At 64.7% G+C, this 26,323-nt stretch carries 24 protein-coding genes; 18 read left to right on the top strand and 6 right to left on the bottom strand.

What is annotated here, in order from left to right:
* Nucleotides 1-57: 57 nt before the first annotated feature.
* From ACWGPT_RS09465 to ugpB, 4 genes are all read right to left on the bottom strand, one after another.
* Nucleotides 58-1,113, bottom strand: coding sequence for a sn-glycerol-3-phosphate import ATP-binding protein UgpC (locus ACWGPT_RS09465; protein ID WP_452605343.1), 1,056 nt, complete (start codon nucleotides 1,111-1,113; stop codon nucleotides 58-60).
* Nucleotides 1,113-1,961 (bottom strand): sn-glycerol-3-phosphate ABC transporter permease UgpE, encoded by an 849-nt coding sequence (gene ugpE, locus ACWGPT_RS09470; protein WP_452605344.1) that lies wholly within the window; start codon nucleotides 1,959-1,961, stop codon nucleotides 1,113-1,115. The genes ACWGPT_RS09465 and ugpE overlap by 1 nt, the downstream gene beginning before the upstream one ends.
* Nucleotides 1,962-1,970: 9 nt before the next feature.
* Complete coding sequence (gene ugpA, locus ACWGPT_RS09475) at nucleotides 1,971-2,852, bottom strand: sn-glycerol-3-phosphate ABC transporter permease UgpA (protein ID WP_452605345.1); 882 nt, start codon at nucleotides 2,850-2,852, stop codon at nucleotides 1,971-1,973.
* Nucleotides 2,853-2,920: 68 nt separating this feature from the next.
* Complete coding sequence (ugpB, locus tag ACWGPT_RS09480; RefSeq protein WP_452605346.1) at nucleotides 2,921-4,231, bottom strand: sn-glycerol-3-phosphate ABC transporter substrate-binding protein UgpB; 1,311 nt, start codon at nucleotides 4,229-4,231, stop codon at nucleotides 2,921-2,923.
* Nucleotides 4,232-4,513: 282 nt separating this feature from the next.
* Here ugpB and ACWGPT_RS09485 point away from each other — a divergent pair, with 282 nt between their 5' ends.
* The 6 genes from ACWGPT_RS09485 to ACWGPT_RS09510 all read left to right on the top strand — a co-directional run bounded on the left by ACWGPT_RS09485 (nucleotide 4,514) and on the right by ACWGPT_RS09510 (nucleotide 11,671).
* Entirely contained in the window at nucleotides 4,514-5,488 is a 975-nt protein-coding gene (locus tag ACWGPT_RS09485; protein WP_452605348.1) for a TAXI family TRAP transporter solute-binding subunit, read from the top strand.
* 84 nt (nucleotides 5,489-5,572) lie between these two features.
* The gene (locus tag ACWGPT_RS09490) at nucleotides 5,573-7,621 is read left to right on the top strand and encodes a TRAP transporter permease (RefSeq protein ID WP_452605349.1); all 2,049 of its coding nucleotides are present in this window, start codon (nucleotides 5,573-5,575) and stop codon (nucleotides 7,619-7,621) included.
* 216 nt (nucleotides 7,622-7,837) lie between these two features.
* On the top strand, nucleotides 7,838-9,340 hold the full coding sequence (locus tag ACWGPT_RS09495; protein WP_452605350.1) for a replicative DNA helicase: 1,503 nt from the start codon (nucleotides 7,838-7,840) through the stop codon (nucleotides 9,338-9,340).
* A 150-nt stretch (nucleotides 9,341-9,490) separates the two neighbouring features.
* The gene (locus ACWGPT_RS09500; protein WP_452605351.1) at nucleotides 9,491-10,288 is read left to right on the top strand and encodes a transporter substrate-binding domain-containing protein; all 798 of its coding nucleotides are present in this window, start codon (nucleotides 9,491-9,493) and stop codon (nucleotides 10,286-10,288) included.
* Between the two features lie 58 nt (nucleotides 10,289-10,346).
* On the top strand, nucleotides 10,347-11,018 hold the full coding sequence (locus tag ACWGPT_RS09505; protein ID WP_452605352.1) for an amino acid ABC transporter permease: 672 nt from the start codon (nucleotides 10,347-10,349) through the stop codon (nucleotides 11,016-11,018).
* The gene (locus tag ACWGPT_RS09510; RefSeq protein WP_452605353.1) at nucleotides 11,015-11,671 is read left to right on the top strand and encodes an amino acid ABC transporter permease; all 657 of its coding nucleotides are present in this window, start codon (nucleotides 11,015-11,017) and stop codon (nucleotides 11,669-11,671) included. The genes ACWGPT_RS09505 and ACWGPT_RS09510 overlap by 4 nt, the downstream gene beginning before the upstream one ends.
* A 40-nt stretch (nucleotides 11,672-11,711) precedes the next feature.
* On the opposite strand, the gene ACWGPT_RS09515 is transcribed toward ACWGPT_RS09510, so the two are convergent.
* On the bottom strand, nucleotides 11,712-12,107 hold the full coding sequence (locus ACWGPT_RS09515; protein WP_452605354.1) for a rhodanese-like domain-containing protein: 396 nt from the start codon (nucleotides 12,105-12,107) through the stop codon (nucleotides 11,712-11,714).
* Nucleotides 12,108-12,193: 86 nt separating this feature from the next.
* On the opposite strand from ACWGPT_RS09515, the gene ftrA reads away from it, so the two are divergent.
* The 12 genes from ftrA to cimA all read left to right on the top strand — a co-directional run bounded on the left by ftrA (nucleotide 12,194) and on the right by cimA (nucleotide 25,321).
* The gene (gene ftrA, locus ACWGPT_RS09520) at nucleotides 12,194-13,207 is read left to right on the top strand and encodes a transcriptional regulator FtrA (RefSeq protein WP_452605355.1); all 1,014 of its coding nucleotides are present in this window, start codon (nucleotides 12,194-12,196) and stop codon (nucleotides 13,205-13,207) included.
* A gap of 183 nt (nucleotides 13,208-13,390) precedes the next feature.
* Nucleotides 13,391-14,551 carry an alanine racemase gene (alr, locus tag ACWGPT_RS09525; protein WP_452605356.1) on the top strand — a complete coding sequence of 387 codons (1,161 nt, stop codon included), beginning with the start codon at nucleotides 13,391-13,393 and terminating at the stop codon, nucleotides 14,549-14,551.
* An 89-nt stretch (nucleotides 14,552-14,640) separates the two neighbouring features.
* Nucleotides 14,641-16,044, top strand: coding sequence for a DNA repair protein RadA (gene radA, locus ACWGPT_RS09530; RefSeq protein WP_452605357.1), 1,404 nt, complete (start codon nucleotides 14,641-14,643; stop codon nucleotides 16,042-16,044).
* An 84-nt stretch (nucleotides 16,045-16,128) separates the two neighbouring features.
* On the top strand, nucleotides 16,129-16,731 hold the full coding sequence (locus ACWGPT_RS09535) for a CvpA family protein (protein ID WP_452605358.1): 603 nt from the start codon (nucleotides 16,129-16,131) through the stop codon (nucleotides 16,729-16,731).
* A gap of 134 nt (nucleotides 16,732-16,865) precedes the next feature.
* Nucleotides 16,866-18,368, top strand: coding sequence for an amidophosphoribosyltransferase (purF, locus tag ACWGPT_RS09540; protein ID WP_452605359.1), 1,503 nt, complete (start codon nucleotides 16,866-16,868; stop codon nucleotides 18,366-18,368).
* 97 nt (nucleotides 18,369-18,465) lie between these two features.
* On the top strand, nucleotides 18,466-19,206 hold the full coding sequence (locus tag ACWGPT_RS09545; RefSeq protein WP_452605360.1) for an SDR family NAD(P)-dependent oxidoreductase: 741 nt from the start codon (nucleotides 18,466-18,468) through the stop codon (nucleotides 19,204-19,206).
* 218 nt (nucleotides 19,207-19,424) lie between these two features.
* Entirely contained in the window at nucleotides 19,425-20,810 is a 1,386-nt protein-coding gene (gene cysS, locus ACWGPT_RS09550) for a cysteine--tRNA ligase (protein WP_452605361.1), read from the top strand.
* Nucleotides 20,807-21,289 carry a GFA family protein gene (locus ACWGPT_RS09555; RefSeq protein WP_452605362.1) on the top strand — a complete coding sequence of 161 codons (483 nt, stop codon included), beginning with the start codon at nucleotides 20,807-20,809 and terminating at the stop codon, nucleotides 21,287-21,289. Before cysS ends, ACWGPT_RS09555 begins: the two co-directional genes overlap by 4 nt.
* Nucleotides 21,286-21,768, top strand: a complete 483-nt coding sequence (locus ACWGPT_RS09560) for a GFA family protein (protein WP_452605363.1) — start codon at nucleotides 21,286-21,288, stop codon at nucleotides 21,766-21,768. Before ACWGPT_RS09555 ends, ACWGPT_RS09560 begins: the two co-directional genes overlap by 4 nt.
* A 235-nt stretch (nucleotides 21,769-22,003) precedes the next feature.
* Complete coding sequence (locus ACWGPT_RS09565) at nucleotides 22,004-22,684, top strand: hypothetical protein (protein ID WP_452605364.1); 681 nt, start codon at nucleotides 22,004-22,006, stop codon at nucleotides 22,682-22,684.
* 10 nt (nucleotides 22,685-22,694) lie between these two features.
* Entirely contained in the window at nucleotides 22,695-23,666 is a 972-nt protein-coding gene (gene pip, locus ACWGPT_RS09570; RefSeq protein WP_452605365.1) for a prolyl aminopeptidase, read from the top strand.
* A 38-nt stretch (nucleotides 23,667-23,704) separates the two neighbouring features.
* Nucleotides 23,705-25,321 carry a citramalate synthase gene (gene cimA, locus ACWGPT_RS09575; RefSeq protein ID WP_452605366.1) on the top strand — a complete coding sequence of 539 codons (1,617 nt, stop codon included), beginning with the start codon at nucleotides 23,705-23,707 and terminating at the stop codon, nucleotides 25,319-25,321.
* Here cimA and ACWGPT_RS09580 read toward each other — a convergent pair whose 3' ends face one another.
* Complete coding sequence (locus tag ACWGPT_RS09580) at nucleotides 25,322-26,197, bottom strand: protein-L-isoaspartate O-methyltransferase family protein (RefSeq protein ID WP_452605367.1); 876 nt, start codon at nucleotides 26,195-26,197, stop codon at nucleotides 25,322-25,324.
* Nucleotides 26,198-26,323: the final 126 nt, after the last annotated feature.

Here is a 26,323-nt window from a genome sequence, read left to right on the forward strand (position 1 = left end):
GGCGGATACCGCCGGGGGCCTTTTCTTTTAGAGCGATGACCGGGACGAGGTGCCCGCTCAAGCCGCCAGGCGCTTGCCAGCGGCGTCGAAGGCGTGGATCGCCGCCCGACCGGCCGAGATGGCGATCGTTGCGCCGACGGCGATACCGGACCGTCCGGGCACGCGGAAGACGACCGTCTCGCCATTGGCGAACGAGCCGTAGACGTAGCTTTCGGCTCCGACCAGTTCGACCGCATCCACCCGTACCTGGCCCTTGAAATCGGAGGGAGCGGCAGCGTCGGCGATGACGATGTCCTCCGGGCGGATGCCGACCGTATCGACCTTGCCGGCAATTCCCGCGGTCTCGGAAAGCGCCCAGCCGCTCCCCTCGCCCGACTGGCGCTTCAGCAGGTTCATGGATGGAGACCCGATGAAGGTCGCGACGAAGGTGGAGGCAGGCCGCTCGTAGAGTTCGATCGGCGTGCCGACCTGCTCGATCCTTCCGCCATTGAGGACCACCAGCCGGTCTGCCAGCGTCATCGCCTCCATCTGGTCGTGGGTCACGTAGACGCTGGTCGTCGCCAGCGACCGCTGCAGGCGACGGATTTCCACGCGCATCTGGACGCGCAGCTTCGCATCGAGGTTGGAAAGCGGCTCGTCGAACAGGAAGGCGGCCGGCTTGCGGACGATCGCCCGCCCCATGGCCACGCGCTGCCTCTGTCCGCCCGACAGTTGCCGGGGCTTGCGCTCGAGGAACTGCTCGATCTCCAGCGCTTTCGCCGCCTCGGTGATGCGGCGATCGATCTCGTCCTTCGGCGTGTTGCGGTTCTTGAGCCCGTAGGCGAGGTTCTGGCGGACCGTCATGTGCGGATAGAGCGCGTAGTTCTGGAACACCATGGCGATGTCGCGCTGCGACGGCTCGAGCTGGTTGACGACGCGGTCGCCGATGACGATCTCGCCTCCCGAGATGCTTTCCAGACCGGCGATCATGCGCAGGAGTGTAGACTTGCCGCAGCCGGACGGGCCGACGAGCACGATCATCTCGCCGTCCTCGATCTTCAGCGAGACACCCTTGATCGCCTCGATATTGCCGCCATAGACCTTGCGGACATCCTTCAGTTCAATTCCGGCCATTACTTTTCAGTCTCCACAAGACCCTTGACGAACCAGCGCTGCATCAGGACCACCACCAGCACAGGCGGGATGATCGCGAGCACCGCGGTGACCATGACGTAGTTCCACGGGGTGGACGCGTCGGTGAAATCGACCATGCGCCGCAGCCCGATGATGATGGTGTTCATCTTCGCGTCGTTGGTGACGAGAAGCGGCCAGAGATACTGCGTCCAGCCGTAGATGAAGAGGATGACGAAGAGCGCCGCGATGTTGGTCTTCGACAGGGGAAGCAGGATGTCCTTCATGAAGCGGAAGGGCCCGGCATTGTCGATGCGGGCGGCTTCGACCATTTCTCCCGGAATCGTCAGGAAGAACTGCCGGAACAGGAAGGTGGCCGTCGCCGAGGCCATCAGCGGCAGCGTCAGGCCGGCATAGGTATCGAGCAGGCCGAGATCGACGATCGCCTTGTAGGTCGGCAGGATGCGGACCTCCACCGGCAGCATCAGCGTGATGAAGATCATCCAGAAGAAGCCCATCCGGAACGGGAAGCGAAAGAAGACGATCGCAAAGGCGGACAGGAAGGAAATGACGATCTTTCCGATGGCGATCGCCATCGCCACCACGAAGGTATTGAAGAGCAGGCGTTCCAGACTGACGCCGACGACCTGCTCCAGTCCTCCGGACATGGCGCCCGAATAGTTCTCGATCAGGTGGTCGCCCGGCAGCAGCGACATCGGCGGACGGATGATTTCCACCGAGGTCATCGTCGAGGCGATGAAGGTGTAGTAGATCGGAAAGGCGACGATGATGATGCCGATGACCAGCATCAGGTGGGCCATCAGCCTCGCGAGGGGACGGTTCTCGATCATGGGCGGACCTCAGCCATAGTGCACCTTCTTTTCCACGAAGCGGAACTGGAAGGCCGTCAGCGCGATAACGATCACCATCAGCACGACGGACTGGGCCGCCGAGGAACCGAGGTTCAGGTTGACGAAGCCGTCGTTGTAGACCTTGTAGACCAGCGTCTCCGTGGCCTTGGCGGGGCCGCCGCCGGTGACGGCATGGATGATGCCGAAGGTATCGAAGAAGGCGTAGACGGTGTTGACGACCAGCAGGAAGAAGGTGGTCGGGGCGAGCAGCGGGAAGATGATCGTCCAGAAGCGGCGCGTGCCGCGTGCGCCGTCGATCGCCGCCGCCTCCAGAAGCGACTTCGGGATCGCCTGGAGGCCTGCCACGAAGAACAGGAAATTGTAGCTGATCTGCTTCCACGCCGCCGCGACGACGACGAGCAGCATCGCCTGGTTTCCGTCGAGAAGCGGATCCCACATGATACCGTTGCGACGCAGGATATAGGCGAAGGTGCCCATCGCCGGATTGAACATGAAGAGCCACAGCATGCCGGCCACGGCAGGCGCGACCGCATAGGGTATGATCATGAAGGTCCGGTAGAAGCTGCGGCCGCGCACGACGAGATCTGCGGCCGTCGCGAGCAGGAGCGCCGTTCCCATCGCCAGCAAGGCAGTGAGCATGCTGAACACGATCGTCACCTGCACGGAATGCAGGTAATTCGGATCATTGAATATCGCGGTGAAGTTGGCGAGGCCGACGAACGCGCTTCGCAGCCCGAACGGGTCCTCGCGCATGGCGGACTGGTAGAGAGCCTGGCTTGCCGGCCAGAAGAAGAAGACCACCGTCAGGATAATCTGGGGGGCGACCAGAAAATACGGCAGTATCCTGTGGGGAAAGACGACGTTCTGCAAAAGCGCGACCCTTCGGAAAACAGAAGGCCGCCCGGACGGGGTGTCCGGGCGGCATTATCGAGGAGGGCTTAGTTGCCGAGCGCCTGCTGGATGGCGGCGTTGCCGCGCTCAACAGCCTTGTCGAGAGCGGCCTGCGCATCCTGCTGGCCTGCGAGCATCGCCTCGAACTCTTCGTTCATGATGTCGCGAACCTGCGGCAGGTTGACGAGACGCACGCCCTTGGAGTTCTCGGTCGGCTCCTTGCCCATCATCTGCTGGATCGGCGTCTCGCGGCCAGGGTTCTTCTCGTAGAAGCCGGACTCCTTCGTCACGTCATAGGCTTCCATGGTGACCGGCAGGTAGCCGGAAACCTGGTGCAGGCGAGACTGGATCTCGACCTGGGACAGAAAGTTGAAGAACTCGGCGATACCCTTGTATTCCTCGTCCGACTTGCCACCGAAGACCCAGAGGCTGGCGCCGCCGGGCGTGGTGTTCTGCGGGCGCCCCTCGCCTTCGTAGTAAGGCAGCTGACCGATCCCGTAGTTTATCCCGCTCTTGACGACGTCGCCGAGACCACCGGAGGATTCCGTCAGGATGCCGCATTCGCCGGAGAGGAAGAGCTGCTTGGCTTCCGACGTGCGACCGCCGTAACGGAACACGCCTTCCTTGGCGAGGTCGGCGATCGACTGGAAATGCTCGACGAACAGCGGCGCGTTGAACTTCAGCTCGACATTGGTGTCGGCAAGGCCGTTCTCGTTCGTCGCGTAGGAGGCATTGTTCCAGGCGGCGAAGTTCTCGGTCTGGATCCAGGTCAGCCAGGTGGAGGTATATCCGCATTCGGCGGCACCGCTGGTCTTGATCTTGCGCGCGGCTTCCCAGACTTCCGGCCAGGTCTTCGGCGGATTGTCGACGTCAAGGCCCGCCTTTTCGAAGACGTCCTTGTTGTAATAGAGGATCGGCGAGGACGAGTTGTACGGGAAGGACAGCATGGTGCCGTCAGGCTTGGAATAATAGGCGACGATGCCGGCCAGGTACTTCGACTTGTCGAAGGTGTAGCCGCCCTTCTCGAGCACTTCCGCCACCGGAACCACGGCGCCTTCGGCGCCCATCATCACGCCGGTGCCGACGTCGAATACCTGGATGATGGCCGGCGCGCTCCGGGCGCGGAACGCGGCGATGCCGGCGTTCAGGGTTTCCGGGTAGGTGCCCTTGAAAACGGGCACGATCTTGTACTCGCTCTGCTTCTCGTTGAATTCCTTGGCAAGCGTGTCGACGACCTCGTTATTGGCGCCCGTCATGGCGTGCCACCACTGCAATTCGGTAACTGCGAGTGCGCTCGATGCCCAGAGCAGCGCGAGGCCGGCGGTGGTCGCATAAATAGCGGTCTTCGTTGTGGACATGTCATTCCTCCCTTTGCAGACGACTGTTTTGTTCGCACGGTGGGCCGCGTTACCTCCCGGTCACCGCATTCTTCAAACCTAAATCAGCTAACCCAAAAATGCGCACTTTGACAATGGGACAACCAAGTTTGGTTTCGAACTGCTTTCGTTTCTTTTCGCACACGCTCGTTCCTGCTCGTAATAACCAAGATTGACAGGAGATCGCAACCACCCGGCGAGCGGCAGTTGACAGGGGCCGGAGAACTTCTCCATGTTGGCCAAAACAGGAGAAAGGGACCCCCAATGAAACTGAAGAAGAGTTTTCTCGCGATGGTCGGCGTGCTCGCCGTCGGCGCGGGCGTCGCATTTGCCCAATCGCCGACATTCTTCCGCATCGGCACCGGCGGCACGGCGGGGACCTACTACCCGATCGGCGGCCTGATCGCCAACGCGATCTCCGGCGCGGACGGCAAGGGCGTCGAGGGCCTGGTGTCGACGGCGGTCGCCTCGAACGGCTCCGTCGCCAACATCAACGCCATCCAGGGCGGCTCGATGGAATCGGGCTTCACCCAGTCGGACGTCGCCTACTGGGCGCACACGGGAACCGGCCTCTATGAGGGCAAGGGCAAGGTCGACGACCTGCGCCTGATCGCGACCCTCTATCCCGAGACGATCCATGTCGTCGCCCGCAAGGATGCCGGCATCAACTCGATCGCCGACCTGAAGGGCAAGCGCGTCTCGATCGACGAGCCCGGCTCCGGCACGATCGTCGATGCCCGAATCGTTCTCGGCGCCTTCGGCCTGACCGAAGACGACATCCAGGCGGAACACCTGAAGCCCGGCCCGGCCGGCGACCTCCTGCGCGACGGCGGCCTCGACGCCTACTTCTTCGTCGGCGGCTATCCGACGGGCGCCGTTTCCGAACTTGCGACCTCGGCAGGCATCTCGCTCGTGCCGATCAGCGGTCCGGAAGTGGACAAGCTGCTGGAGCAGTACAGCTTCTTCTCCAAGGACACGGTCCCGGCGGAAACCTATACCGGCGTGGGCGAAACGCCGACGATCTCGGTTGCGGCCCAGTGGGTGACCAGCGCCAAGCAGTCCGACGACCTCGTCTACAACATCACCAAGACGCTGTGGAACGAGAACTCCCGCAAGGAGCTCGATGCGGGCCATGCCAAGGGCAAGATGATCACGCTCGAGAATGCCACGACCAGCCTCGGCATTCCGCTGCATCCCGGTGCAGAGCGCTTCTACAAGGAAGCCGGCGTCCTGAAATAAGCGCCTCGCGCTCGCCAGATACAGCGGCGGTCCGCCCGGAGCTGACCGCCGCTTTCCGTTGAAAGACACAGACCGGGGAAAACCATGGCCGAAGGCGACAAGATTGCTCCGATGGAGCTGGACGAGGCGAAGGCGCGCGAACTGGAGGAAAAGTTCGACTCGGAGATCCGCTTCAGGCCGCTGGCGCCGTTCGCGGCCCGCCTCGTGGGCGTGCTGCTGGTCGCATTGTCGGTCTTCCACTACTACACCGCCGGCTTCGGGCTGCTTTCGGAAGTCCTGCACCGCGGCATCCATCTTTCCTTCGTGCTCGGCCTCATCTTCCTCGTCTTTCCGTTCTCGCGCAAAGGCTATGACGAGCCGGCCCGGCCGACCCTGATACGGCCGCTTGGGATTTCCCTGTTCGACTGGGCGCTCGGCATCGGCGCCGTGATCGCCGTCATGCACGTCCCCTTCATTCCGCTGGACGACCTTGCCTTCCGCGTCGGCAATCCGACCACTACGGACGTCATCCTGGGCGGCATCCTGATCATCGTGCTCCTTGAAGCGACGCGGCGCTCCGTCGGCTGGCCGCTGCCGATCATCGCTCTGCTGTTCATGGCCTATTCGCTCTACGGGCCGTCCATGCCCGGCATCCTCGTCCATCCGGGCGCGACGGTCTCGCAGCTGATCAACCATCTCTACCTGACGAGCCAGGGCGTCTACGGCATCGCGCTCGGCGTCGTGGCGACCTATGTCTTCCACTTCGTGCTCTTCGGCGTCTTCGCGACCCGCATAGGCCTCGGCCAGCTCTTCCTCGACTGTGCTGCCTGGGTTGCCGGACGCTATGCGGGCGGGCCGGCAAAGGTCTCGATCTTCGGCTCCGCCCTGTTCGGCATGATCTCCGGCTCCTCCGTCGCCAACACGGTGACGGTCGGTTCGCTGACGATCCCGGCGATGATCAGGATGGGCTACAAGCGCAACTTCGCCGCAGCTGTCGAGGCCGCGTCCTCGACGGGCGGCCAGATCACGCCGCCGATCATGGGGGCCGCCGCCTTCCTGATGATCGAATTCCTCAACCTGCCCTATACGACGATCATCCTGGCGGCGATCGTGCCGGCCTTCATGCACTTCTTCGGCGTGCTGGTGCAGGTGCATTTCGAGGCCAAGCGTTCCGGCATGCGCGGCATGACGCGCGAGGAGATGCCGGACCTGACGGAAGCCTTCAAGCGCGACTGGCCGACGGTCATCCCGCTCATCGTCCTCATCGGCGTGCTGCTTTCCGGCTACACGCCCTATCTCGCCGCCTTCTGGGGCATCACGCTCTGCGTGCTCGTCGGCCTCCTCAACCCGCGCCGGCGCATGACGCTGATGGAGATCTTCGAAAGCCTGCGCGACGGCGCGAAGTACGCGCTTGCCGTCGGCGCCGCGGCTGCCACCGTCGGGATCGTCGTCGGCGTCGTCACGCTGACAGGCGTCGGGTTCAAGATCTCCTATATCGTCACTACGACCGCCGCGCAGATCGCCGCCTTCATCGGCACCTTCATGCCGGCCGACTGGTTCGGGCCGCAGTCGCTGACGCTCCTGTTCACGCTGATCATGACGGGCGTCGTCTGCATCCTGATGGGCTGCGGCATCCCGACCACGGCCAACTACATCATCATGGCGACCATCGCCGCGCCGACGCTCGGCATGCTCGGCGTGGAGCCGATCGTCGCCCACTTCTTCGTCTTCTACTACGGGGTGCTCGCCGACATCACGCCGCCGGTGGCGCTCGCCGCCTATGCGGCGGCGGGCATGGCGGGTGCCGATCCGTTCAAGACGGGCAATACCGCCTTCCGGCTGGGGCTCGGCAAGATCCTCGTGCCCTTCGTCTTCGTCTTCTCGCCCTCGCTGTTGCTGGTCACCGCCGATTTCACCTGGAGCAATTTCTTCGTGGCCTTCATCGGCTGCACGCTCGGCATCACCTTCCTCGGCGCGGCACTCTCCGGCTTCATGCTGGTCCGCACGGTCTACTGGGAGCGGCCGCTCCTCGTGCTCGCGGCAATCCTGCTGGTGGTTCCGGAACTGACGTCCTCGCTGATCGGGATCGCGCTCGCGGTACCGGTGCTCGTCCGGCAGTTCTCCAGCTATCGCAGCGCTGCCTTCGCCTTGTAGCGAATCAGCCGACGCCTTATCCTTGGGGCAAGCCGTGGCGGTTCTGACCGATCCGCCACGGTCAAATCATCTTGTTCGGTTTGTCTGATTATTTATCCACAGGTCGGCTGCGGCTGTGGAGATCGGCTATGGCGTCGGATAGTTCGCCCGCCGAGGATTGCCCTGCCGCAAACTCCTGTATGATCGCGCCGGACCCGAAGACATCGATTGGAAGACATGCAGGACGTAGCACGCAAGCTGACCGCGCTCAGCAACAAGGATGCGGAGCCCCATTACCGGGAGGCTCCCAACAATATCGAGGCGGAACAGGCGCTGCTCGGCGCCATCCTCGTCAACAACGATGCCTATTACCGCGTCTCCGACTTCCTGAAGCCGGTGCACCTCTACGAGCCGCTGCACCGGAAGATCTTCGAGGTCGCCGGCGACATCATCCGCATGGGCAAGACGGCGAACCCCGTCACCATCAAGACCTTCCTGCCCGCCGACGAGCGGGTCGGCGACCTGACGGTGGCACAGTATCTGGCGCGCCTCGCCGCCGAGGCGGTGTCGATCATCAACGCCGAGGACTACGGCCGCGCCATCTACGATCTGGCGCTCCGGCGCGCGCTGATCACCATCGGCGAGGACATGGTCAACATCGCCTATGACGCGCCGCTCGACATGCCGCCGCAGTCGCAGATCGAGGATACGGAACGACGCCTGTTCGAACTGGCCGAGACCGGTCGCTACGACGGCGGCTTCCAGTCGTTCAACGATGCCGTGGCGCAGGCGATCGACATGGCCGGCGCGGCCTACGAGCGGGACGGCCATCTTTCCGGTATTTCCACGGGCATCATGTCGCTGGACGGCAAGATGGGCGGGCTTCAGCGTTCCGACTTGATCGTGCTCGCCGGACGCCCGGGCATGGGCAAGACCTCGCTTGCCACCAACATCGCCTACAACATCGCCGCCGCCTATGAGCCGGAAGTTCAGGCGGACGGGTCGTTCAAGGCGAAGAACGGCGGCGTCGTCGGCTTCTACTCGCTCGAAATGTCTGCCGAACAGCTGGCAACCCGTATCATCTCCGAGCAGACCGAAGTCTCGTCCTCGAAAATCCGCCGCGGCGACATTACCGAGGCCGACTTCGAGAAGCTGGTGGCCTGCAGCCAGATGATGCAGAAAGTGCCGCTGTTCATCGACCAGACGGGTGGTATCTCGATTGCCCAGCTTTCCGCCCGCGCCCGGCGCCTCAAGCGCCAGCGCGGCCTCGATTGCCTCGTGGTCGACTATATCCAGCTGATGACCGGCTCGGGCAAATCGGGCGAGAACCGCGTGCAGGAAATCACCCAGATCACCACCGGCCTGAAGGCGCTGGGCAAGGAACTGAACGTGCCGATCATCGCACTGTCGCAGCTCTCCCGTGGCGTCGAAAGCCGCGAGGACAAGCGCCCGCAGCTTTCCGACCTTCGTGAATCCGGCTCGATCGAGCAGGACGCCGACGTCGTGCTCTTCGTGTTCCGCGAGGAATACTACGTGAAGAACATGGAACCGCGCGATCTCCACGATCCGAAATATCCGGAATGGGAAGCGCACATGGAGAAGGTGAAGGGCACGGCCGACGTGATCATCGCCAAGCAGCGTCACGGACCGACCGGTACCGTCAAGCTCGCCTTCCAGTCGGAATACACCCGCTTCACGGATCTCGCCGACCCTTCGTTCACAGCCTATGAAGAGCCCTGATCCTTGCGATCACTGCTTATTTTGTGAGCGGGCGCCCCAAGGCAACACCGGGGGCGCCCGTTCCTGTTCCCGGCTGCCGGGCATTTTGGGAGAGCGGCCGGAAGTGGCACGCCACTTGCTCCTTCCCCCCATCATAACAGGGGGTACCAAATGCTACGCAGAAACGTCATCATCCGCAGCCTCGCCGCCGGGGCCTTCGTCGTTGCCTCAATGGGTGCCACGCTCCCGGCGATGGCCAATGCGCTGGAGAGCATCAAGTCCAGCGGCACGCTCCGGGTCGCCGTCCCGCAGGACTTCCCGCCCTTCGGCAGCGTCGGCTCCGACATGACACCGCAGGGCTACGACGTCGACATGGCGGCGCTGATCGCCGAGAGGCTGGGCGTCAAGGTCGCACTCGTGCCGGTCACGAGCGCCAACCGCGTGCCGTTCCTGCAGACCAACAAGGTCGACCTGGTGATCTCCAGCCTCGGCAAGAATCCCGAGCGCGAGCAGGTCATCGATTTCACGAGTGCCTATGCCCCGTTCTACAACGGCGTCTTTGCTCCTGCCGATATCGAGATCGCCTCCGCAGCCGACCTCGCCGGCAAGACGATCGGCGTGACGCAGGGCTCGATCGAAGACCTGGAACTGACGAAGATTGCCCCCGAAGGTCTCACCATCAAGCGCTACGAGGACAATAACGGCACGATCTCGGCCTTCCTCTCCGGGCAGGTCGAGGCAGTCGCGACCGGCAACGTGGTCGCCGCCGCCATTCTTGCAAAGAACCCGCCCAAGCGGCCGGAGCCGAAATTCCTGATCAAGGATTCGCCCTGCTATATCGGCCTCAACAAGAACGAGCCCGCGCTGCTCGAAGCCGTCAACGGCATCATCGCCGATGCCAAGGCCGACGGCTCGCTCGGCAAGATCGCCGAGAAATGGCTCGGCACGTCGCTGCCGGCCTCTCTCTAATCAACGCGTGCCCGCCCCCTTGCGGAGGCGGGCATGACCTCGAAGGGCGACCGGGACATTGCAGTACATCTTCAACTTCGGCTGGATCGCCGACTACTATCCGATCCTGCTCCAGGGATTTCTGGTCACCCTGCAGCTGACCGTGGTCGGCGCAGTGGTGGGCGTCTCTTTCGGCATCTTCTGCGCCTGGATCAGGACGCTCGGCCCGACGTGGCTGCGCCCGCCGGTGGTCGCCTATGTCGAACTGATCCGCAACACGCCCTTCCTGATCCAGCTCTTCTTCATCTTCTTCGGACTGCCATCGCTCGGGCTGCGGCTGTCGGAGCTGGAAGCCGCCAATCTGGCGATGATCATCAATCTCGGCGCCTATAGCTGCGAGATCATCCGCGCGGGGATCGAAGCGACACCCAAGGGGCAGGTCGAGGCGGGTGCGGCGCTGGCGCTTCGCCCCCTGCAGATCTTCCGCCTGGTGATCCTGCTGCCGGCGCTTGAGCGGATATGGCCGGCGCTCTCGTCGCAGATCGTGATCGTCATGCTCGGCTCGGCCGTCGTTTCGCAGATCGCAGCCGAAGACGTGACCTTCGCGGCGAACTTCATCCAGTCGCGGGCCTTCCGGGCCTTCGAGGCCTACATGGTCTCGACCTGCATCTATCTCGGCTTCGCGATCCTGCTGCGGCAATTCCTCAATCAACTCGGGAACTGGATCTTCCCCAGGGTGCAGACGCGATGACCGATTTCTCGACCTGGGACATCCTGCGCAACCTGCTGCTGGCCACCCGCTGGACGATCGTCCTCTCCGTCGTTTCCTTCGTCGGCGGCGGCATGCTGGGACTGGTCATCCTCTCGATGCGGATCGGAAAATCGCGGATCGGGCAGCATGTGGCGCGCCTTTATGTCGAACTCTTCCAGGGGACGCCCCTCCTGATGCAGCTCTTCCTGATCTTCTTCGGGCTCGGGCTGTTCGGTCTCGACGTGCCCGCCTGGCTCGCCGCGGGACTGGCGCTGGTCTGCTGGACGGCCGCCTTCCTCGCCGAAATCTGGCGCGGCTGCGTCGAATCGATCCCGAAGGGCCAGTGGGAGGCGGGAAGCAGCCTGGCGCTGACTCGCCCGCAGCAGATGCGGCTCATCATCCTGCCGCAGGCCCTGCGGATCGCCATCCCGCCGACGACCGGCTTTTCTGTCCAGGTTGTGAAGGGCACGGCCGTCACCTCGATCATCGGCTTCGTGGAAGTATCCAAGGCCGGCACGATCGTCACCAATGCGACCTTCGAGCCGTTTACCGTCTACGGCCTCGTCGCGCTGATCTACTTCGCGATCAGCTTTCCGCTCTCGAAATTCAGCAAGTGGCTCGAGTTCCGCATGGCGATGGCCTACGCCCGGTGAGCGAACGGGTTCCTGCGTCGCCTCGCCTGCTTTCCGGTGGTCATTCCGAGACGGCCAGATCGAAGCCCTCGTCCATCCAGCCCGATATCCCGCCGGCCATGAGCTTCACCGGCCGGCCAAGCTCAGCCAGCCGGAGGGCGCCCCGCGCAGCGCCGTTGCAGTGAGGCCCGGCGCAGTAGGTGACGAAGACCGTGTCCTCCGGCCATTGCGACATCCGGTGCGCGGTGATCTTGCCGTGCGGGAGGCTGATGGCGCCGGGGACGTGTCCTGTCGCGTAAAGGGCGGGAGAGCGAACGTCGATGAGGACGAAATCCGCTCCCCTGGCGAGTGCGTCGCGCACGTCCGAACAGTCGGTCTCGAAGCTGAACTCCTCGGCAAAGTGCTGCCGGGCAAGCTCGCTCGGTGCGGGCGCGATCATGGTTACGGCGGTGGGCATGGGCATCCTCCTTCGGTTGGCAGCCGCATGATCCCCGTCCGCTGCCCTCTTGCCTACTGGCGGATTCGCCAATATCCGTAAACATCATGACAAACCACCCGATCGCAGCTGTGGCGGAAGATGTACGGACCGAGGGGCCGCTCGTCGTCGCACTCGTCTACGACAGGCTCTGCACGTTCGAGTTCGGCATCGCGAGCGAGATCTTCGGGCTCGCCCGACCGGAAATGGGACGGGGCTGGTACCGGTTCGCCAGCGCCGCGATCGAGCCCGGCCGGTTGCGCGCGCAGGGCGGACTGAGCGTGACGGCGGACTCCGGACCGGAGCTTCTCGACAGCGCCGACATCATCGTCGTTCCCGGGTGGCGAGGCGTGGATGCACCGGTTCCCGAAGCCATCTGCGCGCGGCTGCGGGCGGCACATGCGCGCGGCGCCCGGCTCGTCTCGCTGTGTTCGGGCGCCTTCGTGCTGGCGGCAACGGGGCTGCTCGACGGAAAGGTGGCGACCACCCACTGGCGCTATGCCGACGCGATGCGCCGGGCGCATCCGATGGTCACCGTGGACGAGGCCTCGCTCTACCGGAGCGCCGACCGCATCCACACGGCGGCCGGAAGTGCGGCCGGCATCGACCTTTTGATCGAGATCGTTCGCCAGGATTTCGGCCCGGTCGCGGCAAACTCGGTGGCGCGGCGGCTGGTCATGCCAGCGCACCGGGCCGGCGGCCAGGTGCAGTTTCTCGAGCGGCCGGTGGCGCTTCGCCCGCGAACGGAGATGGGCCCGCTTCTCGACGAGATCAGGCGCGATCCCGCGGCCGACTGGACCATTTCGGCCATGGCCGATCGCTGCCGGATGAGCCAGCGGACCTTCCTCCGCCGCTTTGCCGAGGCGACGGGAAATGCGCCGGGCGAATGGCTGGTCGGCGAGCGGGTCGAGGCGGCAAAGCTCATGCTCTGCGACGGCATTGCCGGGATGGAGGAGATCGCCGCGGCCGTGGGCTTCGGGTCCGCCTACACGCTGCGCCACCACTTCCGGCGCCGGCTCGGCATCAGCCCGACGGAATACCGGGCGCGCTTCATGGCGGAGGGTCAGGCAAGGACGGCCTAGCCTCGATTTTCACGACGGGCCGCCAGCCATCGCGCCAGTGGTGGGTGATAAGGTCGCAATCAGGCCCTGAAGGGGTAAATAGCGGTCAAAATTGCTGTGCAGCGGCGAGGAATCTGGTGGACTGCCTTCCTCCCGCCTTCGAAACCGCTAAGGTCGCCCAAAATACCATTACCGCGAGCCGACATGTTAGACTTCCAGAACGAACTCCCCCTCCCCGATCCCTTCGAGATCGCCCCCGTCCGACTGACCGTCGATCTTGCGGCACTTGCCGACAACTGGCGGGAGATGGCGAGACGCTCGGGAAGTGCCCGCACGGCCGCCGTCGTCAAGGCCGATGCCTATGGTCTCGGGGTGGAGGACTGCGGCAGCACGCTCTACGAGGCGGGGGCGCGTGATTTCTTCGTCGCCGTCGTGCAGGAAGGCGTGACCCTGCGCGCCTACGCGCCTGACGCGCGCATCTTCGTGCTTTCCGGCATCTGGCCGGGACAGGAGCGGATGTTCTTCGAAAACGACCTCGTACCGGTCATCGCGTCGGAGGAACAGCTCGCCTACTGGATGGGCGTGCTTGCGGAATTCGGCGACTATCCTTGCGCGCTCCAGGTCGATACCGGCTTCAACCGGCTCGGCCTGCCGCTGCAGGATGCGCTTCATCTCGCCAACGACGTTTCGCGTCCGGCAAGCTTCTCGCCGGTCCTGGTCCTGTCCCATCTGCACAGCGGCGACACGCCGTCGGCGCCCTGCAACAAGGAGCAGCTTACCGCATTCCGGCAGGTGAGCGCCGCCTTCGAGGGGATCGAGGCGAGCCTTTCGGCCTCCGCCGGCATCTTCCTCGGCCCCGACTACCACTTCGACCTGACCCGCCCGGGCATCGCCCTCTACGGCGGCGAGGCGGTCAACGGCATGAAGCCCCTGAGGCCGGTGGCGACCGCCGAAGCGCGGATCATCCAGACCCGCGAGGCGGCGAGCGGATGCACCGTCAGCTACGGGGCGACGCATGCGCTGACCCGTCCGAGCAGGCTGGCGATCGCCGCGGTCGGCTATGCCGACGGATACCTGCGCTCGCTCTCCGGGTCGGGCGTCCCGCTGAGGGCCGGCGGCACACCGGGCGGCTTCGGCCATATCGCCGGACATCGCGTCCCCGTCATCGGGCGCATCACCATGGACCTGACCATCTTCGACGTGACGGAGCTGCCCGAGGGCGCCGTCCGCAGCGGCGACTATATCGAGCTTTTCGGTCCGAACATGCCGCTCGACGATGCCGCGCGTGCCGCCGGGACCATCGGCTACGAAATGCTGACGAGCCTCGGCCTGCGCCACGAGCGGCGTTACCTCGACGCGGAATGACCAGCGCTCTTGCAAGGCGCCGCCAAGCCGGATACAGGAACAATGTTCCATATTTGTTCCCCTTCCCAACCTTAGGCGTCAGCTGAGCCATGGCCAAACCCAAGACCCAATTCGTCTGCCAGAACTGCGGCACGGTGCACACCCGCTGGGCGGGGAAATGCGAGGGCTGCGGGGAGTGGAACACGATCGTCGAGGAAGATCCCATGGGCGGGATCGGCGGCGGTCCGACGCGGGCGCCGAAAAAAGGGCGTCCGGTCGCACTCACCACCCTTTCCGGCGAGACGGAAGAGGCGCCGCGCATCCATTCCGGAATTTCCGAACTCGACCGCGTCACGGGCGGCGGCTTCGTCCGCGGTTCGGCGGTGCTCGTCGGCGGGGATCCGGGCATCGGCAAGTCTACCCTTCTGATGCAGGCGGCCGCGGCACTGTCGCGGCGCGGGCACCGGATCATCTATGTCTCGGGCGAAGAGGCCGTGGCGCAGGTGCGGCTTCGGGCCCAGCGGCTGGGAGCGGCCGATTCCGACGTGCTGCTGGCCGCCGAGACCAATGTCGAGGACATCCTGGCCACCGTTTCGGAAGGCAAGCGCCCCGACCTCGTCATCATCGATTCGATCCAGACGCTGTGGAGCGACACGGCCGATTCCGCCCCCGGAACGGTCACCCAGGTGCGGACGGGCGTGCAGGCGATGATCCGCTTCGCCAAGCAGACGGGGGCCGCCATGGTGCTCGTCGGCCACGTGACCAAGGAAGGCCAGATCGCCGGGCCGCGCGTGGTCGAGCACATGGTCGATGCCGTTCTCTACTTCGAGGGAGACCGCGGCCACCACTACCGGATCCTGCGGACCGTCAAGAACCGCTTCGGGCCGACGGACGAAATCGGCGTCTTCGAAATGTCCGATATCGGCCTGCGCGAGGTCACCAACCCTTCGGAACTCTTTCTCGGCGAACGGAACGCCAAGTCCCCTGGGGCGGCGGTGTTCGCCGGCATGGAGGGGACGCGGCCGGTGCTGGTGGAGGTTCAGGCACTGGTGGCGCCGACGTCGCTCGGCACGCCTCGCCGGGCCGTGGTCGGCTGGGATTCGTCGCGGCTTGCGATGATCCTCGCCGTGCTCGAAGCGCATTGCGGGGTGCGTCTCGGGCAGCATGACGTCTATCTCAATGTCGCCGGCGGCTACCGGATCTCGGAGCCCGCCGCGGATATCGCGATCGCCTCGGCGCTCGTCTCGTCGCTTGCCGGAACCGCTCTTCCCTCCGACTGCGTCTATTTTGGCGAGATCAGCCTTTCCGGCGCGGTCCGCCCCGTCTCGCAGACGGCGCAGCGGCTGAAGGAAGCGGAAAAACTGGGCTTTGCGGGAGCGCTGCTGCCGGCGAGTTCGGCGGAGCTTCCCAAGTCGTCCGCCGGTCGCTGGACGGAGATCGAGGACCTTCCCGACCTCGTCAGCCGCATCGCAGGCTCGGCCGCCCGGCTTGCGAAAACGCAAGAGGACGATTGATCTTCCGTTACCCGCACCGCTGTTGTAAGAGACTGCGGAATACGGGGGGCCGTGCCCGCGGCCAAGTCTTGGAGTACATCTTACATGCCCATCACGATCTTTGACGGCATCGTCATCGGCGTTACGCTGTTTTCCGCCGTGCTCGCCATGGTTCGCGGCTTTTCGCGCGAGGTGCTGTCGATCGCAAGCTGGGTCGGCTCGGTCGCTGCGGCCTACTACCTCTACCCGCTGCTCGTGCCCTATGCGCAGAACTACACGACGGACGACCGGATCGCGATCGCCGCTTCCGCCGGCATCATCTTCCTCGTCGCGCTGATCATCATCTCCTTCATCACGTCGCGGATCGCGGACTTCATCATCGACAGCCGCATCGGCGCGCTCGACCGGACGCTCGGCTTCCTGTTCGGGGCGGCCCGCGGCATCCTGCTGCTCGTCGTCGCCGTGGCCTTCTGGAACTGGCTCGTGGACGTCCGCTCGCAGCCGGAATGGGTCAGCCAGTCGAAGTCCAAACCCTTCCTCGACACGATGGTCGGGCGCCTGCAGGCCGTCCTGCCGGAAGACATCGAGCCGCAGATCCGCGCCCGCATCACCGGCCAGGAAGAGGTTCCCGTCGATGGCGCCCCCGCCCAGGGGCAGCCGCCTGCAGAGACCGCGCCGGCCGACGACGCGCCTGCAACAAACAATTGACGTTTTGTCGCGCTTGATGCGCGGCGCGGCATCACCATTTGTGCTAACATTCGAGAATTCAAGGGAATGGGCTGGCAGCGGGACGTGAATACCGGGCCGGCTCTCCATTTTTCCCCAGAGGCAAGGACCAGCAGATGAACGAGCCGGTTTCGCAGACGATCGCAGACGACCTCCGTGGCGATCTCGACGGTGACACGCTTCACGAGGAATGCGGCGTCTTCGGCATCCTCGGCCATCCCGAAGCGGCCACGCTGACGGCGCTCGGCCTGCATGCCCTGCAGCATCGGGGACAGGAAGCCGCCGGCATCGTCTCCTTCGACGGCAAGCGCTTTCATTCCGAACGCCGAATGGGCCTCGTCGGCGACCATTACACCGACCCGGTGACGATCGCGAAACTGCCCGGCACCATCGCCATCGGCCACGTACGCTACTCGACCACCGGGGAAGTAGCGCTGCGCAACGTCCAGCCGCTCTTCGCCGAACTTGAGGTCGGCGGCATCGCGATCGCCCATAACGGCAACTTCACCAACGGCCTGACGCTCCGCCGCCAGCTGATCGCCGGGGGCGCCATCTGCCAGTCGACCTCGGATACCGAAGTCGTCCTCCACCTCATTGCCCGATCCCGTTACAGCTCGACCGCCGACCGCTTCATCGACGCGATCCGGCAGATGGAAGGCGGCTATTCGACCGTCGCCATGACCCGCACCAAGCTGATCGCCGCGCGCGACCCGACCGGCATTCGGCCGCTCGTCATGGGCGAGCTCGACGGCAAGCCGATCTTCTGTTCGGAAACCTGCGCGCTCGACATCATCGGCGCGAAATACATCCGCGACGTGGAGAACGGCGAAGTCATCATCTGCGAGATCCAGCCGGACGGGTCCATCGAGATCGACGCCCGCAAGGCGGGCAACCAGCAGCCCGAGCGTCTCTGCCTCTTTGAATACGTCTACTTCGCCCGGCCGGATTCCGTCGTCGGCGGCCGCAGCGTCTATGTCGCCCGCAAGAACATGGGGATCAACCTCGCGAAGGAAGCCCCAGTCGAGGCCGATGTCGTGGTGCCGGTGCCGGACGGGGGCACGCCGGCTGCCCTCGGCTTTGCCCAGGAGAGCGGCATCCCGTTCGAATACGGCATCATCCGCAACCACTATGTCGGGCGTACCTTCATCGAACCGACGCAGCAGATCCGCGCGTTCGGGGTGAAGCTCAAGCATTCCGCCAACCGCGCGATGATCGAGGGCAAGCGCGTGGTGCTGGTCGACGATTCGATCGTGCGCGGAACGACCTCGCTGAAGATCGTCCAGATGATCCGCGATGCCGGCGCAAAGGAAGTCCATATCCGCGTCGCCAGCCCGATGATCTACTATCCGGACTTCTACGGGATCGACACGCCGGACGCCGACAAGCTGCTCGCCAACCAGTACGACAGCCTGCAGGCGATGTGCGAATACATCCGCGCCGATTCGCTGGAATTCCTGTCGATCGACGGCCTCTACCGCGCCGTCGGCGGCGAGCCGCGCAACCCGGCAAGGCCGCAGTTCACCGACCACTACTTCACCGGCGACTATCCGACCCGCCTTCTCGACAAGAACGGCGAGTCCATGGGCAACAAGGTGTCGATGCTGGCCAGCAACGGCTGACCGCGGCAACTCGCCTGTTCCCATCAGGACCCAAAGGCACTAGAAGGCTGCGGCAACGCGGCCTTTTTGCTTGCCGCGGCAGGAAACGGGACAGCACATGACGATCAACCTGAAGGACAGGGTCGCGCTGGTGACCGGCGCATCGCGCGGCATCGGCTATTTCACCGCACTGGAACTGGCCAAGGCGGGTGCGCATGTCATCGCCTGCGCGCGCAGCGTCGGCGGGCTGGAAGAGCTGGACGATGCGATCAAGGCCGAAGGCGGATCCGCAACGCTGGTGCCGTTCGACCTGACCGACATGCAGGCGATCGACCGGCTGGGCGCATCGATCTTCGAACGCTGGGGAAAGCTCGACATCCTCGTCGCCAATGCCGGCATCCTGGGCGTGATCTCGCCGGTTGGCCACATCGAGGCCAAGGTCTTCGAAAAGGTGATGCTGACCAACGTGACGGCCACCTGGCGGCTGATCCGCTCCGTCGAGCCGCTGCTCCTGAGATCGGACGCCGGCCGGGCGCTGATCCTCTCCTCCGGTGCCGCCCACAAGTGCCGGCCGTTCTGGGGAGCCTATTCCGCCTCCAAGGCCGCCGTCGAGGCACTCGCCCGGACATGGGCCGGCGAACAGCAGCGCACCGCCCTGCGCGTCAATTCCATCGATCCCGGCGCCACCCGCACCGCGATGCGCGCCCAGGCGATGCCCGGCGAGGACCCCACGACCCTGCCGCACCCTTCCGACGTCGCCCGCGCGATCCTGCCGCTCGCCTCCCCCGAAATGACGGAAACGGGACGCCTCTTCGTGGTGCGCGAAAACCGCTTCTTCGATTACCGCATGCCGGAGTGATGGGTTGCGGGTCCGCCCCGCGGGGCCCGCAATACTGTTCACGCCTGCCTTGACCGCGGACCCGCCCCGCGCCATAACAGCCGCATGAAAACGGCGATTTCCATTTGCGGGATCATCATTCGCTAGTGCATCGCGCTGGCCCGGCCGTTTTCGTCTCTCGAAAAGCCTGAAGACAGACGACCCGGTCCCGCCGGTGGCTTGCCGTCAGGAGAATTTCGATGAGCGTCAAGCTCAAGCTCTACAACACGCTGACCCGAGAAAAGGCCGAGTTCCGGCCGATCGATCCGACCAATGTGCGCATGTATGTCTGCGGCCCGACGGTCTATGACTACGCCCATATCGGCAATGCACGGCCGGTCATCGTGTTCGACGTTCTCTTCCGGCTGCTGCGTCACGTCTACGGCGCCGAGCACGTCACCTATGCCCGCAACATCACCGACGTCGACGACAAGATAAACGCGCGGGCACTGCGGGACCATCCCGGCCTGCCGCTGAACGAGGCGATCCGCCTGGTGACGGAAAAGACGGAGACGCAGTTCCACGAGGACGTCAGGGCGCTCGGCTGCCTGGAGCCGAGTGTCGAACCGCGCGCGACCGACAACATTCCCCAGATGATCGAGATCATCGAGCAGCTGGTCGCCAACGGCCACGCCTATGTGGCGGGCGGCGAGGTTCTCTTCGATACCCGCTCGATGGCCGATTACGGCCAGCTTTCCAAGCGTCCTCTCGACGAGCAGCAGGCGGGCGCCCGCATCGCGGTCGACGCGCACAAGAAGAACCCCGGGGACTTCGTGCTCTGGAAGCTCTCCTCCGACAGCGAGCCGGGCTGGGAAAGCCCCTGGGGCCGCGGACGGCCCGGCTGGCACATCGAATGCTCGGCGATGAGCGGTCGATATCTCGGCGAGGTCTTCGACATCCACGGCGGCGGGCTGGACCTGATCTTCCCCCATCACGAGAACGAGATTGCCCAGTCGCGCTGCGCCCACGGCACGGACGTGATGGCGAATGTCTGGATGCATAACGGCTTCGTGCAGGTCGAAGGCCGCAAGATGTCGAAGTCGGAAGGCAATTTCGTCACCATCTACGATCTTCTGCATACGGAAAAGTTCGGCGGGCGGCAGTGGCCGGGCGAAGTGCTGCGGCTCGCCATGCTGATGACGAACTACCGGGAACCCATCGACTTTTCGGTGAAGCGGCTGGAGGAGGCAGAGCGCCTCATCGCCAAATGGCCGACGCCGGAAACATTCGAGGGCGAACCCGATCCGGCCATCGTCGAAGCGCTCTGCGACGACCTCAACACCGTTGCGGCCGTCCAGGAACTGCACGCGCTGGCGCATGCGGCCAAGGCAGATCCTGAACGGATGCCTGCGTTCGCCGCTAGTGCCGCCCTTCTCGGCGTAGTACCAAGGAAGACCGAGATCGACGAGGCCGTCGCGGCCGCCGTCGATACACTCGTGGCAATGCGGCTCGAAATGCTGAAGGCCAGGAACTTTGCAGAGGCCGACAAGATACGCGATGATCTCGCGGCCAGGGGCATCCAGCTCAAGGACGGCAAGGACCCGGCCACGGGCGAGCGGGTCACGACGTGGGAGGTGAAGAGATGACGCAGGTCCACACGGGCGGATGCCAGTGCGGCGCGGTGCGATATCGCGCCGAGGGCGAGATCGGGCTTCCGCACGTCTGCCACTGCCGCATGTGCCAGAAGGCGTCCGGCAACTACTTCATGCCGTTCGGCGGCGTGATGTACGAGAATTTCTCCTTCACCCGCGGGGAGCCGGCGTCATTCCAGTCTTCCGCCACCGTTCGCCGCGGCTTCTGCAGCCAGTGCGGCACACCCCTCTTCTACGATGGCGGGCACGGCCATATCAGCATTGCCCTCGGCTCGCTTGACGATCCGCAGAGCGTGAAGCCCGGAGTGCAGATCAACCTTTCCAGCAAGATAGCCTGGTTCGGCGACCTCGACACCCTTCCCCTCGACCCTCGCATGGACGCATCGGCGGAAGACGCAGCCGAGGTTGCCGGGAGCACCCGACAGCATCCCGATCACGATACGCAGGCATGGCCAGCGGAGACAAAGCCATGACAGGTCCAGTCTACACGGGTGGATGCCAGTGCGGGGCGACGCGCTTCCGGATCACCGGCGACCTCAAGAGTTCCTCGGTCTGCCATTGCCGGATGTGCCAGAAGGCGTTCGGCGCCTTCTATGCGCCGCTCGTCGACATCGGAGAGGCCGAACTCGCCTGGACCCGCGGCGAGCCGAAGCGTTTCCAGTCGTCCAACCACGTGAAGCGGGGCTTCTGCCCGGAATGCGGAACGCCCCTCACCTACGAGGCCGCCGACGGCATCGCCATCGCCACCGGGGCGTTCGACGACCCCTCCGCCGTCCCGCCGGTCATCCAGTACGGCGTCGAGCGGAAGATCGGATTTGTCGACCATATCCACGAACTTCCCGTCCGTGTAACGATGGACGACGCGGGCTCTGCACCGTTCCTGAAGCACATCGTCTCCAACCAGCATCCCGACCACGATACCGATAGCTGGCCGGGGAGCCGCGGGTCATGACCCGGCACCCTGACATGCCCGACCCGGACCGGCTCCCCGACGAGCTGGCCGTAAAAGGCAGCCCGGCGCTCATTGCCACGGCGTCGATCCTCGCATGCGCGTTGCCGGCATCACCGGCCCGGGCACTTTCATCACGGACAAGGACCGTTTGAATGTACGACATGTTTTCCGTCGCAGCCGGCAGGACCGGCGCGGCCCGGACAAGCCTCCCAGCCATGGTGCAAGGGGCACGACCATGACGAATGAACCCATGAACCCCGTTTCCGCCACCCGGCCATGGTATCTGCTCGCCTGGGCGCTCGGGGGCAACGCGCTTCTGATCGCGATCGACATCTGGAGCACGGGCTTCACTTTCGATCTGGTGCGCGAGAGGGGCGCAATCGAGACCTCGTCAGCGCTTCTCTACGCCTTCGCGGCGATCACCTGGCTGTGGACCCGCCCCGGCGCGACGTGGAAGGCGTCCTGGCAGGTGCCGGCGATCATTTTCATGATGATGGGACGCGAGTTCGACCTCGACAAGAAGCTGACCAGCGTCGGCATTCTCCGCAGCGATCTCTACCTGACGGACATGGCGTCGCCCGTGGAGCGCATCTTCGGGGTGATCGTGCTTGCCTTCGTCGCCACCGCGGCCTTCCGCCTGATCGCCCTCAACGGCCGGGCCTTCCTGGACGGCCTGCGGCACCGCGCGCTCTGGGTATGGGCGCTCGCCATGGGCGCGGGCTTCGCGGTCCTGTCGAAGCTCGTGGACGGCATCGGCCGGAAACTCGCCCCGTTCGGGATCACGCTCGACGCCGATACCTCGCTGATGATGGTCGTCCTGGAGGAACTGCTGGAACTGGGTATACCCCTGATGTTCCTGGTCGCCGTGATTGCCTCCGTCCGCATCGAAAAAACCGCGCCCCAACCCCTCAAGTGAGATCCTGACGATGTCCGTTTCGACCGAAATCCTGCGCACGCTCTACCCCGAGATCGAGCCCTACGAGAGCGGCCATCTCGATGTCGGCGACGGCCATTCGATCTACTGGGAGCGCGTCGGCACGCGCGGCGCCAAGCCTGCAGTCTTCGTGCATGGCGGGCCGGGCGGCGGGTTCGGGCCGGGCAACCGGCGCCTCTTCGACCCGGCGCTCTACGACGTCCTGCTGTTCGACCAGCGGGGCTGCGGAAAGTCGACGCCCTACGCATCGCTGGAGGCCAATACGACCTGGGACCTCGTCGCGGACATGGAAAAGTTGCGCGAGATGATGGGCGTAGAGCGCTGGCAGGTCTTCGGCGGCTCCTGGGGCTCGACGCTGGCGCTCGCCTATTCCGAGACCCATCCGGAACGGGTGACGGAACTCGTCCTTCGCGGCATCTACACGCTGACCCGCGGCGAACTCAGCTGGTACTACCAGTTCGGCGTCTCGGAGATGTTCCCCGACAAGTGGGAGCGCTTCATCGCGCCGATCCCGGAAGCCGAGCGCGGCGACCTGATGGCCGCCTATCGCAAGTACCTGACCGGCGACGACGAGGCGAAGAAGCGCGAATGCGCCGTCGCCTGGAGCATATGGGAAGGCGAGACGATCACGCTCCTGCCGAACCCGGACTATTCCGCCCAGTTCCACGACCCCGACTATGCGATCGCCTTCGCCCGCATCGAGAACCATTATTTCGTGCATGCGGGCTGGCTGGAGGAAGGCCAGCTCGTGCGCGACGCACACCGGCTCAAGGATATTCCGGGCGTCATCATCCATGGCCGCTACGACATGCCCTGCCCGCTGAAATACGCCTGGCAGTTGCACAAGGCATGGCCCAAGGCCGATTTCCACATCATCGAAGGGGCCGGCCACGCCTATCTGGAACCCGGCATCACCGACCAGCTGATCAGTGCGACCGACCGCTTCGCGGGAAAGACGGCCTAGGATCACTCGCCGCCACGGGCGGCTGCGGAGGACGACACATGACGCGCGAACGCATCTACCTCTTCGACACGACCCTGCGGGACGGGCAGCAGACGCCCGGCGTGGATTTTTCCGTCGAGGACAAGATTGCGATCTCCGCGATGCTCGACAATTTCGGCATCGACTATGTGGAGGGGGGATATCCCGGGGCCAATCCCACGGACACCGCCTTCTTCTCCGAGAAGCGGACGCAGAAGGCCCGCTTCGTCGCCTTCGGCATGACGAAGCGGGCGGGCATTTCCACGTCCAACGACCCGGGGCTTGCGACGCTCCTGCAGGCGAAAAGCGATGCCGTCTGTTTCGTCGCGAAGAGCTGGGACTACCATGTCCGTGTCGCGCTCGGCTGTTCCAACGAGGAGAACCTCCAGTCGATCCGCGAAAGCGTCGAGGCCGCCCGCGCCGCCGGCAGGGAGCCCATGGTCGACTGCGAGCACTTCTTCGACGGCTACAAGGCCAATCCCGGTTACGCGCTTTCCTGCGCGAGGACGGCGCATGAAGCCGGCGCCCGCTGGATCGTTCTTTGCGACACCAACGGCGGCACGCAGCCGGCCGAGATCCGGCAGATCGTCGAGGCCGTCATCGCCGCCGGCATTCCCGGATCGTCGCTCGGCATCCATGCCCATGACGATACCGGACAGGCGGTCGCCAACTCGCTTGCCGCCGTCGAGGCGGGCTGTCGGCAGATCCAGGGCACGCTGAACGGCATCGGCGAGCGGTGCGGCAACGCCAACCTGGTGACGCTGATCGCCACCCTGTCGCTGAAAGAGAGCTATTCGAACCGCTTCGAGACCGGCATCGACCAGGCCGGACTGGAAGGGCTCACCAATCTCAGCCACGCCTTCGACGAACTCCTGAACCGGTCGCCGAACCACCAGGCGCCCTATGTCGGCGCCTCCGCCTTCGCCACCAAGGCGGGCATCCACGCTTCCGCGCTCCTGAAGGATCCGCGGACCTACGAGCACGTGCCGCCCGAGAGCGTCGGCAATTTCCGCAAGGTGATGGTCTCCGACCAGGGCGGCAAGTCGAACTTCATCAATGCCCTGAAGCGGCGCGGCATCGAGGTCTCCAAGGACGATCCGAAGCTCGACCTGCTGATCTCGATCGTCAAGGAACGCGAGGCCACCGGCTACGCCTACGAAGGCGCCGATGCGAGCTTCGAACTCCTCGCCCACCGCACGCTCGGCACCATTCCGGAATTCTTCACCGTCGACAGCTTCAGGGTCATGGTGGAACGCCGCTTCGATGCCAACGGCCGTATCAAGACGGTCTCGGAGGCGGTCGTGAAGCTCGACGTCGACGGTGAATGCGTCATGTCGGTCGCCGAGGGTGACGGTCCCGTAAACGCGCTCGACCTTGCCCTGCGCAAGGACCTCGGCAAGTACCAGGCCGAGATCGCCGACCTCGTGCTCGCCGACTTCAAGGTGCGCATCCTGAACGGCGGCACGGCGGCAATCACGCGGGTGCTGATCGAATCGAGCGACGGCGAGGGGACGCGCTGGTGGACGGTCGGCGTGTCGGAGAACATCATCGACGCCTCGTTCCAGGCGCTGACGGATTCCATCGTCTACAAGCTGATGAAGAACCGCCACATGGCAGGGCGGATGGCGGCGGAGTAATCACGGATCCAGCGTTAAGAGACCCCAGCCTTCCTCGCCATACCATTCGTCATCCTGCGGCGCCCGGCGCCATCGCAACTGCCGGACCTGATCGGCGGTCCTTCTCCGGAATGCCGCCTCCAACCCCTGCCGTCGGCCGGGCGGCGGCGCGTCGCCTCCCTCCGCGAAGACGAACGACACCCGCTGCAGGAAGCGGACGCCGTAGCCCGTTGGGCGCCGGTCGACCAGAAGGAAGCCCGCCATGCCGGTGAACGACAAGGGCGTTCCACCGTCATCCAGGGCAGGAATGCCCAGCGGGAACAGGAGCCGGCCGCCGGGCGCGAGATGGTCCACCCAGGCCGCGGCAGGATGGTCGAGCGCAAAATTGACGTAGACGACGTCGACCTCCGTTCGCGGCAACCGGAGAGCGTCTCCATGGACGACGCTGACATTGCCGCGCCCCATCAACGCTTCACCCGCCCTTGCGGCCAGTTCCCGGTCATACTCCACCGCGGTTACATGGCCCGAAGGCCCCACCATTTCAGCAAGTATGGCGCTGTAGTAACCGGTCCCGGCGCCGAGATGGGCGATCCGCTCTCCGCGCTTTATTCCCAGCCGGGCGAGCGCGGCGGCGTGCAGAGAGGGAACGCCGTTGTTGACGTGGCGGGCGCGATCCAGCGCCACGAGCATGTCCTGATAAAGCACCTGGGGGTCGCTGGAGGCGAGTTCCCGGTAGGTCGAGAAATCATTGTAGAACCAGGGAGCGGGCCCGAAGAAGTTTTCGCGGGGGACGCTGGCCAGGGCCTCGAGCAGCCGCTGATTGTCGGCCACGCCGGCCTTGGCCAGGACCTGGCGCGCGAAGAGCTGGCGGTGATACGGCTGGTTATCGAACGTCATTCAGCCTCCGGCGTCCCTGGATAAGACAGTTCAAATTCATGACCGCGATCAATTCTTCACGCAAATGAATTGGTCCCCTCCCCGCCTCGGGAGTAGAGGGCAGGCATAAGGCACAGAAGACGATCG

It is taken from the genome of Pseudorhizobium sp. NPDC055634 (assembly GCF_053618655.1).